Annotated in this window: 11 protein-coding genes; 7 read left to right on the top strand and 4 right to left on the bottom strand. The window is 66.3% G+C overall.

All coding sequences use genetic code 11. The annotated features are described in order from the left end of the window. Window positions 1–66 precede the first annotated feature (66 nt). Window positions 67–798, top strand: a complete 732-nt coding sequence (locus OF850_RS22160) for a sensor histidine kinase (protein WP_301592501.1) — start codon at window positions 67–69, stop codon at window positions 796–798. On the opposite strand, the gene OF850_RS22155 is transcribed toward OF850_RS22160, so the two are convergent. Further along, window positions 775–1641: a LuxR C-terminal-related transcriptional regulator gene (locus OF850_RS22155; protein ID WP_301592500.1), complete on the bottom strand. Its 867-nt coding sequence runs from the start codon at window positions 1639–1641 to the stop codon at window positions 775–777. The genes OF850_RS22160 and OF850_RS22155 overlap by 24 nt on opposite strands. A gap of 441 nt (window positions 1642–2082) precedes the next feature. Between OF850_RS22155 and OF850_RS22150 the strand changes: the two genes are divergently transcribed. Continuing rightward, the gene (locus tag OF850_RS22150; RefSeq protein ID WP_301592499.1) at window positions 2083–2898 is read left to right on the top strand and encodes an IS5 family transposase; all 816 of its coding nucleotides are present in this window, start codon (window positions 2083–2085) and stop codon (window positions 2896–2898) included. A gap of 134 nt (window positions 2899–3032) precedes the next feature. Here the strand turns inward: OF850_RS22150 and OF850_RS22145 are convergent, their stop codons facing one another. Both OF850_RS22145 and OF850_RS22140 read right to left on the bottom strand, forming a co-directional pair. Then, window positions 3033–3827 (bottom strand): SDR family NAD(P)-dependent oxidoreductase, encoded by a 795-nt coding sequence (locus OF850_RS22145; protein ID WP_301592498.1) that lies wholly within the window; start codon window positions 3825–3827, stop codon window positions 3033–3035. A 4-nt stretch (window positions 3828–3831) separates the two neighbouring features. Next, a complete protein-coding gene (locus OF850_RS22140) occupies window positions 3832–4806 on the bottom strand; it encodes a Bug family tripartite tricarboxylate transporter substrate binding protein (RefSeq protein ID WP_301592497.1) in 975 nt (324 codons plus the stop codon). A 563-nt stretch (window positions 4807–5369) separates the two neighbouring features. Here OF850_RS22140 and OF850_RS22130 point away from each other — a divergent pair. From OF850_RS22130 to OF850_RS23820, 4 genes are all read left to right on the top strand, one after another. Further along, a complete protein-coding gene (locus OF850_RS22130) occupies window positions 5370–6995 on the top strand; it encodes an alpha/beta fold hydrolase (RefSeq protein ID WP_301592496.1) in 1626 nt (541 codons plus the stop codon). Window positions 6996–7094: 99 nt separating this feature from the next. Then, window positions 7095–7913, top strand: a complete 819-nt coding sequence (locus OF850_RS22125) for an IS5 family transposase (RefSeq protein ID WP_301592495.1) — start codon at window positions 7095–7097, stop codon at window positions 7911–7913. A gap of 196 nt (window positions 7914–8109) precedes the next feature. Further along, window positions 8110–8508 carry a hypothetical protein gene (locus OF850_RS22120; RefSeq protein ID WP_301592494.1) on the top strand — a complete coding sequence of 133 codons (399 nt, stop codon included), beginning with the start codon at window positions 8110–8112 and terminating at the stop codon, window positions 8506–8508. Window positions 8509–8967: 459 nt separating this feature from the next. Beyond that, on the top strand, window positions 8968–10080 hold the full coding sequence (locus OF850_RS23820) for a tetratricopeptide repeat protein (protein ID WP_301592493.1): 1113 nt from the start codon (window positions 8968–8970) through the stop codon (window positions 10078–10080). Window positions 10081–10155: 75 nt separating this feature from the next. On the opposite strand, the gene OF850_RS22110 is transcribed toward OF850_RS23820, so the two are convergent. Next, entirely contained in the window at window positions 10156–10548 is a 393-nt protein-coding gene (locus tag OF850_RS22110) for a hypothetical protein (RefSeq protein ID WP_301592492.1), read from the bottom strand. 210 nt (window positions 10549–10758) lie between these two features. Here OF850_RS22110 and OF850_RS22105 point away from each other — a divergent pair, with 210 nt between their 5' ends. Beyond that, window positions 10759–12363: a winged helix-turn-helix domain-containing tetratricopeptide repeat protein gene (locus OF850_RS22105; protein ID WP_301592491.1), complete on the top strand. Its 1605-nt coding sequence runs from the start codon at window positions 10759–10761 to the stop codon at window positions 12361–12363. Window positions 12364–12501 lie beyond the last annotated feature (138 nt).

Here is a 12501-nt window from a genome sequence, read left to right as displayed (position 1 = left end):
GCCGTCGGACTACCGTGAAGGCACCTTATGGCTTTGCTTCCCGCTTACCCCGTTCTGAAAGCACCCATGCAACCTCACGATCTCGACGCCCTGGCTCGTGATCTCTGCCAGCCGGTAGATGCGCTGGGGCTGCTCAACCACGCTCTGCGGCAACGCCTAAGGGCAGGCCTGCACCGCGCGGCGGAGGATGAGGTGGAGGCCATTCTCGAGCAGATCGAGTTGGGCCTCACTCAGATGCGGCGGCGGCTTGCTTCGATGCTCGACATTGTTCATGCGGAACATAGCCTCGCCCGGCCGGTGATCGCAGAGGTCCAGTTGATGCCGCTGTTTGAGAAGCTGGCGCTGCAAACAGCTCGGATAGCCCATGACAACCGGGTGAGCCTGTCGATTGCACCAACGAGCATCCGCGTCATCAGCGACCCGAGAGCGTTGGAAGTGATCCTGCGCAATCTTCTTTTGAATGGGCTGTTCTTTGCGCGTGGCGGCCGCGTGCTCCTCGGATGCCGGAGGCGGGGGGGTGATGCCCAGATCCAGGTCTGGGACGACGGCGTGGGCATTCTACCCGAGCATCAGGCCGTCATCTTCGAGCCGCTTGCTAAGCTGCAGGGCGATGGGGACGGCCTGGTTCAGGGGCTCGGAATGGGCCTGACGTTGGCGCGCGATCTTGCCCGCACTCTCGGCCACGGAATCGATCTACGCTCAGAGCCAAGGATGGGGTCGGTGTTCCTGCTGACTCTGCCTCGAATCGAAGCCACCAAACAGCGGGGGACGGAGTCAGCCGGATCGGCGTGCCTCTGATCCTTCGGGCTTCGCTGCAGGCAGGCTGCGGCGCTTGGTTACGGCATGGACGAGTTCCAGCCGACTCTCCGCCCCATAAAGGCGCAAAAGGTTTGCCACGTGCCCCTTCACCGTTCCGACTGAGAGATCCAGCGACCGCGCAATGGCCTTGTTGCTGGCGCCCTGAACGATGAGACACAGGACTGCTTGCTGCCGCTCCGTAAGAGATGTTCCAACACCAGCAGGGGGCACCTCCGAGGCAGCAAGGGTTTCCACAGTGCCGTCACGCGACAAAGCACGAAGGACTACGGGTGGGACATAGATACCGCCGTCGAGTACAAGACGGATCGCGTGAAGGATGATGTTCGGGGGCGTTTCCTTGAGAACGAATCCCGCGGCGCCCGCGGCCAGGACACGACAGATACGCCTGGGCTCATCAATACTTGATAAGAGCATGAGCCGTCCAGCCGGAGCACGCTCAAGCAGAGATGCAAGGAACTCGTCCCAGTCGCCTTGAGCGGAGAAGAGGCTGGTCAGAACGAGGTCAAACACTCCGCGTTCCAGGTGGGCCAACGTTTCTTCTCGGCTGCCTGCCTCGACCACCTCCGCAGGTGCCAGTGCCTCCTGCAGCATGTATCGCATGCCCGACCGGAAAAGCGGATGAACGTCAGCTAGGAGAATGGAGCATGCGCGCGCAGCATCTCCGTTTGTTGCAGTTACTTTCTCGGCCGTCACGGCGTGGGCCTCACAATAGCCTGACAAGCCCTTGTGAGGAGCACCGCACCTGCCTGGACCATCAAGACTCCTGCTGAGCGGACACTCATCCACCTCATCTGTTACCCTGCTTCGTGCCCTTCCGATCATCTGATTGGGCTGTATCAAATATGATCTCGCGCGAGATAAACGCGCGAAGCCATGAAACCCAAACAATGGCAGAGCCGAAACCGAACAAATAATCGCCGCGCCAATCTATTCCCACTTGATTTATGGTGTCTCCATAAATCTGCAATGTTCGCGTCATTATTGCCCAAAAAAACAACTGCCATATTTAATCTATCGATGCTTTTCAACCTTTCCGCGATTTTATATGGCGAAATTGCGCTTATCGGTTGAGCTCAAGGCAAATCATATTGTTGACGGGAATGCGTTGAGCGCCAGACGCAGCATTCTACATTGGCCTGCCTCCCCAGAAGCGGTCTGCCGGTAAGCAGTCCGGCGGCAGCGGAAGGGATGGCTACTGACTGTCCGCAAAGGGCGGATGCGAGAGTAGAGCGTTGATCCAGCATCATTGTGCTGGAGGTCGTCATGCCCGACCGCCCCTATCCCTCCGACCTGAGCGACGGCGAATGGACGGTGCTGGAGCCACTGCTTCCGCGCCCGTCCTGCCTCGGGCGTCCGCTGAAGTGGCCACGCCGGATGATGGCGGAGGCCATCTTCTACCTAGTCCGCTCCGGCTGCGCGTGGCGCATGCTGCCGCGACACTTCCCGCCCTGGCAGACGGTTCACTCGCAGCTGACCCGCCGGCGCAAGGACGGCACCCTCAAACGCCTGCACGATCGGCTGCGCGAGCACGCCCGCGAGAAGGCGGGGCGAAGCCGCAAAGCCTCGGCAGGAGTGATCGACTCCCAGACAGCACGCGCCACGGGCGTAGGCGGCCCTGAACGCGGGTTCGACGCAGGCAAGAAGACCTTCGGGCGCAAACGGCACCTGCTGGTGGATGCCTCTGGGTTGATCCTCCTCGCCCACATCCATGCAGCTAGCCTGCACGACACGGCAGGGGCGCGGCAGATGGTCGAGATGACGTCGTCTAGCGCGTTGCCCCGTCTCGAACTGGTCTGGGCAGACGGAGCTTACACTGGCCCTTTCGCCAGGTGGCTGGACCAGGCCAGAGGATGGCGTGTCGAGGTGCCATTTCACCGTCAGCGCCAAGCGTGGCGCTATGGTCTGGAGGACAAGCCCAAAGGCTTTCAGGTCATCCCGCGCAGGTGGGTGGTGGAACGCACCTTCACATGGCTTTCGCGCTCCCGCCGCCTCGCCCGTGACTACGAGCGGCTGCCCGAAACCGGCATCGCCATGATCCACACCGCCATGAGCCGCATCATGCTTCGCCGCCTCGCTTGATCAACGGAAGCCACTTTGCGGACAGTCAGTAAGGGGGAAGGTCAAGACGCAGGCTAAGCCACGTCAAGACAAAGACACCGTAGCCGGCAGTGGACGCTTACGGTCACCCGGGAGAATAAGTCAGCGTGCCGCAATCAACGGGTGGAAGCCGTCAACCCACCATCGACGACGAGTTCCGTTGCGGTCACGTATTTCGCCTCGTCAGAAGCAAGGAACAGCGCGGCATGGGCCACGTCCCATCCCTCGCCCATCTGGCCGATGGGAACGGCGGCGTTGCGCTTCGCCACGAACCCCTCCAGGTCGCCGCCCGCAAATTGCTCGGCGAGCTTGGCCACCAGCGGCGTGTACATGAGGCCTGGCAGCACGCAGTTCATGCGGATGCCGCGCGGAGCATAGGTAATGGCGGTGGTCTTGCTGAAATGGATCAGCCCCGCCTTGGCCGCCGAATAGGCCGCCTGGGGCTTCCCCGTGTAGCGAATGCCCGCCGTGGAGGCGATGCTTACCACGGCTCCCTTTCCCTGCTTCTGCATGATCGGCAGCACCGCGTGGCAGCAGAGGAAAGCACTTTTGAGGTTGACGGCGATCTGGCTGTCCCACAGCGCCTCGTCCATCTCGCCGGGGATAGCGGGTTCGGACTTGCCGACATTGTTCACCAGCACGTCGATGCGGCCGAAGCGCGCCATGCAGGCCTCGACCAGCCGCGCCACCTCGGTGGAATCCGTGACGTCGCCCGTCGCGATCTCGCAGGTGCCGCCCTCGTCCTGGATGATCGCCTGCGTCTCGCGCGCCGCCGCCTCGTTGATGTCCACGCCGAAGATGCGCGCCCCTTGGCGCGCAAAGAGCACCGCGATCGACTTGCCATTGCCCCAGCCGGGGCCGACCGAGCCGCAGCCGGTCAGGAAGACGACCTTGTCCGTAAGCTTGAACATGCGCTCACTCGATCTCGATGTTGGCGGCGCGGATGACGGGGCTCCAGAGCACCACCTCCTCCGCGATGAAGCGCGTCGCGCGTTCGGGCGTGGAATCCGTCACGGGCACAAAGGCGATGGCCTCCAGCGCGCTGGCAATCTCGGGCGTGGACATCGCAGCGCGAGCGGCAGCGGCCAGGCGCTCCAGCCGGTCCGGCGGCGTGCCGGGGGGTGCGGCCAGGTAGTTGGCGATGCGGGTCACGATGTCGAAGCCACTCTCGCGCGCGGTCGGCACCTCGGGCACCACCGCCGCGCGCTGCTCGCCGAAGACGGAGATGATCCGGAGCCTCCCCTCGCGGTGCTGCGGCAGCAGCGTCGTGAAGGCGTCCACGGCGAAGGAGATCGTGCCGGAGAGAAGATCCTGGGTCAGCGGCCCCGAGCCGCGGTAGGGCACGTGGACCACATCAAGGTTGCCTGCCCGCATCCGCAGCAACTCCGTCGAGAGGTGCGGGGCGCCGCCGATGCCCGAGCTGCCATAGCTGATCTTGCCCGGCTGGGCGCGGATCATCGCGATCAACTCGGCCAGACTGTTCACGCCAAGCCGTGGGTTGACCGCCAGAGCGAGCGGCGTGATGCCGAGGATGGCGATGTGCGAGAACCCCGTCACGGGATCGAAGGGCGGCACGCGACGCGTGAGCGGGCCGGTGACCCCGGCCGTCGGGCTTTGAAAGATCAACGTGTACCCGTCCGGTCGGGCGCGATGCACCTCGCCCGAGCCGATGAGACCGCCCGCCCCGCCGCGATTGTCCACGATCACGGATTGGCCGAGCGCCCGCCCGAAGGGCTCGGCAAACAGGCGCCCAAAAATGTCCGTGTTTCCACCTGGCGGGAACGCCACCACCATGCGGATGCTGGAACTGGGGAAAGGCGCTTGCGCATAGGCAGGGGCGGCCAGCAGTCCAAGGCCGGCAGCAGCGCGCAGGATCTGGCGCTTCTTCACGGTTTTTTCCTCCTCGCCCTCTCGCGGGGCCAGTGATAGGCAAAGCCGCGCGGCCCCGGCTGTCAATGTGATACCAAGTCCTGGTGAGACTGACTCACGAAGGGGATTCTCCCACGCGGGCCAGATCTTATTCAAGGTGGGGAGCAACGGGGCCTCGCCATGGGTCAGCCGCTTCCTCTTCGTTCTGACTACGATGCACGGACGCTGCGCGCCCTGGTGCGGCGATCGAAAGACCGGGCGCAGTCGCGCCGACTGCTAACCTTGGCGGCGATCTACGAAAGTGCGTCGCGCACCGAGGCGGCGCGGATGGTCTTGGAGCGCTTCAGCGAGACAGGGCCGAGGTTGGACCGCCAAAGGATCGTGGCCGTCAGAATGCAAATTTCCGCAGTGCGTTGCTGGAGACGCAGCACGGCCTCTCAGCGAGAAGTCTTTGCGGCGCAGGGCACAGCCATGCGGAATGCCGGCATGCTGGCCAGCCCGCCGCGATCGGCCCTGGTTTAGGGGATAGTGCTTGCCGTGTCCCCAAGTACCGGCCCAATCTGCCCGACGGGAGGCCCGCCCCGATGGCCCGTCCGCAGACCCGCTACGCCCGGAACGGCGAGGTCCACCTGGCCTACCAGGTCGTGGGGAATGGCCCGGTGGATCTCGTCTATGTCCCGGGCTTCATCAACAACCTCGACCTGCAATGGGAGCACGAGGGCTACGCACACCTCCTTACGCGCTTGGCCGCTTTCTCGCGCCTGATCCTGTTCGACAAGCGTGGCACCGGCCTGTCCGACCCCGTGACCGAGGCGCCGACGCTGGAGCAGCGCATGGATGATGTCCGAGCCATCATGGACACCGTGGGCTCGGAACGTGCCTTTCTTGTCGGCGCTTCGGAGGGCGGGGCCATGGCCGCTCTCTTTGCCGCCACGTATCCGGACCGCACGCGGGGGCTGGTGCTCTATGGCGCCTACCCTTCCTTCGCGGCATACGTGTCCGGTCCGGAAAAGACAGAGCGGTTCCTCGCCGAAATCGAGGCGGACTGGGGCACTGGCATGATGCTGGGGCGCTTCGATCCGGTCCATCAGTCCGACCTGGATCTCCGCTCCTGGTGGTCCCGGCATGAACGGCTTGGGGCGAGCCCGCGCATGGCGCAGCAGCTGGTCCGGATGAACGCCTCGATCGACATCCGTCCGATCCTGCCCGCGATCCGGGTGCCGACGCTGGTGCTCCATCGCGCCGGCGACACCTGGATCGGTCACGAAGCGGGGCCGTTTCTTGCCGCGCACATCCCCGGCGCACGCCTCGCCACCGTCCCCGGCGATGCCCACCCGATCTGGATGGGTGACGTGGGCCCAGTCGCCGACGAGATCGAAGCCTTCGTCACTGGGCAGCGCCCCTCCGTCGCGGGCGTGGCGGACCGTGTGCTGGCCACGGTCTTGGCCGCCGAGGTCGCCGACCCGGAGCGCGGCGCTGCGGCTCTGGGTGACGCGGCGTGGTGCGCGCGGCTGGACCGCTGGCGCGTGGAGGCCAACGCCGTCCTTGCCGCCAGATCCGGTGTGCGCCCTGGCGCCTCGCTCCTCCCCGACGGGACGCTTCTTGCAAGCTTCGATGGCCCCGCCCGCGCGGTCCGCTGCGCCGTCGCGTTGAGGGAGGCGGCACAGCACCTGCTAGACCGCGGGCTGCGCTGCGGCCTGCACGTGGGCGAGGTTGCCGCCGCGCCCCTCGGCGAGGTCGGCGCCAACGCGGGGCTGGCCCTGCACGTCGCCCGCCGCATCGCCGCGCTGGCCGCGCCCGGCGAGGTGCTGGTGTCGGGCACGGTGCGCGACCTCGTGGCGGGCTCGGGCCTGCGCTTCCGCGAGCGGGAAACGCGCCTGCCGCTCGGACCCGAAGCCGGCGGCGTCCGCCTGCCGCTCCTCGCCCTCGCCGGGGACGACGCAGCGGCTCCTCGGCCATCCGGCAAGGGGGTGTCCGTGCCGGCGCCGCGGCAGAGCGACGCGCTGCCACCCGGCCTGGCCGAGCTGAGCCCGCGCGAGCGCGAGGTCCTTCGCCTGATGGCGCGCGGCCTCAGCAACCCCGCCATCGCCGCGAGCCTCGGGGTCAGCGAGAACACGGTGAAGCGGCAGGCGACCAATGTCCTGCTCAAACTCGGTGCCCCATCGCGCAGCGCCGCGGCCGCGCTGGCCGCACGCGCCGGCCTTGCCTGAGAGCCCGCTTCGGAACGGTTTCGTATGGATCGCAGAGGGGGGTGAGCGGCGACGGTCTCGTGCGTTCGAGGGATGTCTGTATGTCCTTCGAGGTCGCCCATGTGGACCCCCGCCGCCCGGGCGCAGCTTGCGCGCCCAATCCAGCCCTATGCAACATGCTTGACCAACGCCGAGTGGTCGCTGGCGGCGCCATTCCTGCCGCCGCCCGCTCCCTTCGGACGACCACGGCGCTGGCCGATGCGAGCGGTGCTGGACGGCATCTTGTACGTTCTTCGCACTGGCTGCGCGTGGCGGCACCTGCCACGTGATTTCCCGCCTTGGCCGACGACGCTGCGCTGGTTCCTCCGCCTGGCGCGCACGGGCACCTTCGAGCGCATCGCTCATGCGCTTGCGATGGCCGACCGGGAGCGGATGGGCCGCCAAGCCTCGCCCACGGCGGCCGTGGTGGATACGCAAGCTGTTCGATCGGGCGGCGTCGGCGTTGCAGGTGTGCGGGGATACGATGCGGCCAAACGCGTCGTCGGCCGCAAGCGGCATGCGCTGGTGGACACCGATGGCCGTCTTTTGCTCGCCGCCGTCTCGCCAGCCTCGTCGCACGACAGTCACGGCGGGATTGCGCTTCTCGGCATATCCCGGCGCCCGTGGCCCTTCCTCGCGCTGTGCTACGCAGATCGCGCCTATGCGGGGGAGCGCGTCGCCACCGCGACGCCCGTCACGGTCCAGCTGGTCGGCCGTGCCCCAGAAGCTAGAGGCTTCGCGGTTCAGCCCCGTCGCTGGGTGATCGAGCGCACCTTCGGCTGGACCAGCCGATGCCGGCGTCTTGCCCGCGACCACGAAGCCACCGAGAGTTCGGCCACCGCGTTCTTCACGCTCGCTGCCGCGGCCGTGCTTCTGCGCCGCATCGCACGCGCTTTATGAAGCGGGCTCTGAGAGGCACGCTGGTCCGCCCGGGTGATGCGCGGACCGGGCCGGCCGGGTGATACGGCCCGCGGCGCCTGGACCTTAGCCTTTCGGGCACGCCGCCGGTCAAACGGGTCTGCGGCGCAGGGTCGGAAGGCAAGCGATGAGCACCACTCTCTCCCCCCAGCGTCTCCCAGCGGCGTCTCCGTCCCGGATGACGGACAACCGGCTCGGCGTTGCCCTCGCACTCTGCGCCGCGGCCATGGCCATGGTGGCCGTGCGCCACACCCCGGAGTCAGCGCCCGCCGCGGCCGTGCCCGCGCTGAACGCCAGCTATGGCGGCACGCTGGCCGCAGCGTTCGAGGGACGCGAAGGGGAATGCAGCGGACACGCGGCAGCGCCCCTGTTGGTCGTCTCGGGCCGCCGGGTGTCGTTCCGCGCCGGACCGGCGGTGTTGCGGGGCATCGTCCATGCCGGCGGTCTGACCGTGCTCAGCGGAGCGCTCGACGGCCCGGCCACGCTGACGGGCCGGTTTGAGGCCGATGGACGTTTTCTCGGCGAGCTGCGCAGCTGGACCTGCATCTACGCTGTCGATCTGATGACCCCGTCTTAAGCTATGACCTCGTTTGCTCCTGAACTGCCATCGGGCGGGCGTGGTGACGGTTTGGGGAACAGAATAGACAGGGACGTCTTTCCAAGGCTGCGGCACCAGCGTTGGTCTTGGAGAAGCCACGAACTGCAGTTCTGCCCACTATCAGAAGCCCCTGCAGAACTGCCTTGCTCGCGAACTTCTCTTCGCAGGCAACGTTTAGCAATTGCTTTCACCGATACGTGATCCTGAGCCGAAGGCACGGGCGACATGGCGGCTGATGGACAAAATGAGCGCGGCAACCCAGCGCCACGGAGCGCCGAAGCCAAGCCTGTGACAGCCGGAGCCCCCGGCCGGGCGAAGGGGGATGAGCCACTCCAGGGAAGAGGAGGTCTCGCATTACCGAACCAGCCCTCCCTTGTTGTGCTGCCATTTGCCAATTTGTGCGGCGACTCTGAACAGGAATATTTTGCCGATGGTGTCGTGGAGGAGATCACCACGGCGCTGTCGCGCATCCGCTCGCTGTTCGTGATCTCCCGTAATTCCGCCTTCACCTACAAAGGCCGAGCCGCGGATGTGCGTGAGATCGGACGCGAGCTTGGTGTTCGCTACGTGTTGGACGGGAGCGTCCGCAAGGCAGGCCGACACGTGCGCATCGTGGTGCAGCTTGTCGAAACAAGAGGCGGCACGCACCTCTGGACCGAGCGCTTCGACGGCGAGTTGACTGAGTTGTTCGAGTTGCAAGACCGCATCGCTGAGGCTGTGGCCGCCAGCATCGAACCCAGCGTCCGGATGGCGGAGGTTGAGCGTGCACGCGGCAAGCCCACTGAAGATCTCAACGCCTACGATCTCTACCTCCGGGCCCTGCCGCGCCACTATGCAAAGACCAAGTCGGACAGCGACGCAGCCCTGGACCTTCTCCGTCGCGCCGTGGAACTGGATCCAGCCTTTGCACAGGCCAAGGCATTTGCCGCCTATTCGATTCTGATCCGCGAGGTGCAGGGCTGGCTCGAACCCGGCGAACGCGAAGAGGGCGCCCGGCTGGCGCGCGAAGCCCTCGTCGAAAGTCACGACGACCCGGCGACGTTGCGCTGCGCTGGGCAAGCCATCGCTTGGTTCGAGCACGACCGTGAGCGTGGACTCGACGCAGTGGAACGCGCGCTCATGCTCAACCCGAACTCGGCCCAGGCACACAGCGGCGCCGCCTGGACACTGCTATACGTGGGACGCCCTGACAGGGCGATCGAACTCTTCCAGCGCGCCATTCGCCTGAGTCCGCTTGACCCCGAGCTATCGTATTTTCTCTCCGGCCTCGGCTACGCTCTTCTCATGGCTCGGCGCTTCGAGGAAGCGCTCGAAGCCGGCGTGAGCGCCGTCGCGGAAATGCCAGATCGGGCGACGGGGCACCGGGTCGTGGTGGCGGCCCTGCACGCGCTCGGGCGGACGGAAGAGGCTCAGGCAGCCGCCGAACAGTTTCGCAGCGCGAACCCTGCCGGCGCCCACGTATTCGCAAGCCGTGTGGCCGCTGAGTTCGTCGACCAGGCGTTCGTTGCGACCATGGTCGGCGGGCTGCGGGCTGCAGGCCTCGCAGAATAGGGGTCGCTGCGGGCGCCGTGCGGCCGAGACCGGTGGAACCGGGCCCGCACTGCGGCGGGCCCGGGCTTGGGCAGGTCATCGGCTGGCGATGCGCTGCCGGCCGATGCGCGTCTGCAGAAGGCTGCCGTCACCGCCCAGCGTCGCCAGGGTGGCCGCCTGCGTGCCTTCGGGCACCCAGACGACCTCGGCGCGACCATCCCCCGAGGTGTACACGTGCGACACCATGCGCCTCTGCGCCTGCTGCTCGTACTGCGGCTCGAAATAGGTGGCGCTGTGGTTCTCCTCTTCAAACAGTGCGACCAGCCGGCCACCGCCGACGACGTTGTTGGGTTGGCCCGGTCCGTAGTCGATGCTCGAATCCTCGGCGCCACGGTTCATGCACGGACAGGACTGGGCGTTGGCCATGCCGGTGCCGAGAAAGGCCGCGGTGACGGCGGCCACGGCCAGGGCGTTCTTGAAGACGGTCATTTTTGCCTCCCTCACGATGCCAGCCGGTGCTTCCCGGGAAATCCGGATGCTCCCCGTGCCATTCCGCATCGGTGAGGCGGAGAATGCGTCCCCGGGCCACCCAAGTCCTGAGAACGACCTACAAGTATTCTTGAAAAGGCATGAATTTCTGCTGCACGCTTTCCCCGTCTCGGCTTAGGCTTGCTGGGACAATGTCCGGGAGAACCGGCCATGGGTGAAAGGAAGGGCTCTGTCACCTTCCACTTCGCAAGTTTCACCCTCGACCCGCGCCGAGCGGCGCTGATCGACCGTTCGGGCGCGGAAGTTGTCCTGCGGCCGAAGACCTTCGACGTCCTCTGGCATCTTCTGGCGAACGCGGGCCGGCTGGTCTCGCGCGAGGAGCTGCTCACCGCGGTCTGGCCCGGGGTATTCGTAGCGGACGACAATCTCACAGGCTGCGTCGCCGAGATCCGCCGGGCGCTCCATGACGACGGACGGCTGCTCCGCACCATGCCACGGCGCGGCTATCTGCTTGACGCCGAGGTGACACGAGATGGATCTCCCACGGCGCAAGCGGGGAGCGCCGAGAGTCCCCCTTCCCTTGACCGTCAGATTTCGTGGGAGGCCACCCCTCGCCCCCTGCCCCCACTGGTCCGCGCTTCTCTGGTTGTTTTGCCCTTCTCGAATCTGAGCGACGACCCGGGGCAGGAGTACTTCGTCGATGGCATGACGGAGGAGCTGACGACGGCGCTGAGCCGGGTGCGCTGGTTCTTCGTCATCGCCCGGAACTCCGCCTTCACCTACAAGGGGCGCGCCGTGGACGTGCGCCAGGTGGGCCGCGAGCTGGGCGTGCGCTACGTCATCGAGGGCAGCGTCCGAAGGTCTGACGGGCATGTTCGCATCACCGTTCAGATGATCGAGACCGAGACAGGCCACCATGTCTGGGCGGACCGCTTCGATGGCACGATGGAGGACATCTTTGCCCTCCAGGACCGCGTGGCCGAAGCCGTGGCGGCTGCGGTCGAGCCAAAGCTCGAGGCCGCTGAGATCGGGCGCGCGTACACCAAACCCACTGAAAACCTCGACGCCTACGATCTTTACCTGCGCGCGCTCAGCCGCGCCTACCGCTTCACGCGCAAGGACAGCGATGTGGCAATGTCAAAGCTCCGCCAGGCGGTTGCGCTAGATCCCAATTTCGCCCTGGCCAAGGCCTTCAGCGCGGGCCACCGAGTGATCCGCAAGGCGCAGGGATGGTCCGGCCCCGAGGAGTGGGTGGAAGGAGCGGCCTGGGCAAGGGATGCCCTCAAGCTGGAGCCGGACGATCCCAGCGTCCTCCGGCTCGCGGCCCTTGCGGTCGCTTATCTGGCCCGGGACTATGCAGCGGGGATTGCGGCAGCCGAGCGGGCTCTCGCACGGAACAGCGGGTCGGCCCAGGTCCTGGTGAGTTGCGCCTGGGTCTACATCTTTGCCTGCCAGTCCGAGAAGGCGATCGGGCTTCTCGAGCGCGCGATGCGGCTCAGCCCGCACGACCACGAGAAGGTTCTGATGTTCTCGGGCACTGCACTGGCCCATCTTGTCGCAGGCGACTGGGACGCTGCGATCCACTGGGCTGACCGCTCCGTGCGTTATACACCGTCCTGGCTTTCGGGGCGCCGCATGCTGGTCGGGGCGCTCATGCTGTCCGGCCGGGGGGCGGACGCCCGTGAGGCCGCCGCAGATCTGCGGAGCGTTGTCCCTCCGGATCAAAGCCTGGAGGACGTCGTGCCTCCCCTCCGGGATCAACAGGTCCGGGACCGCTACATCGCCGCTTTGAGGGCAGCAGGCGTCCCCGGCTGACCGTCGGAAGGTGACGGTGGCCGGTCGAGCTTGAGGCCGGCACCGGTCAAGGCGATGATGACGACGATCTCGGTGAGCCGCTCGGTGATCTCCGGGTGATCCTGCGGGTGCGGGGTGTTGCCGCTCGACAGGCCGAAG

The sequence above is a fragment of the Sabulicella glaciei genome (genome assembly GCF_026183895.1).
Classification (GTDB): Bacteria; Pseudomonadota; Alphaproteobacteria; order Acetobacterales; family Acetobacteraceae; genus Roseococcus; species Roseococcus glaciei.
This window is presented reverse-complemented; position numbering and strand designations above follow the sequence as displayed.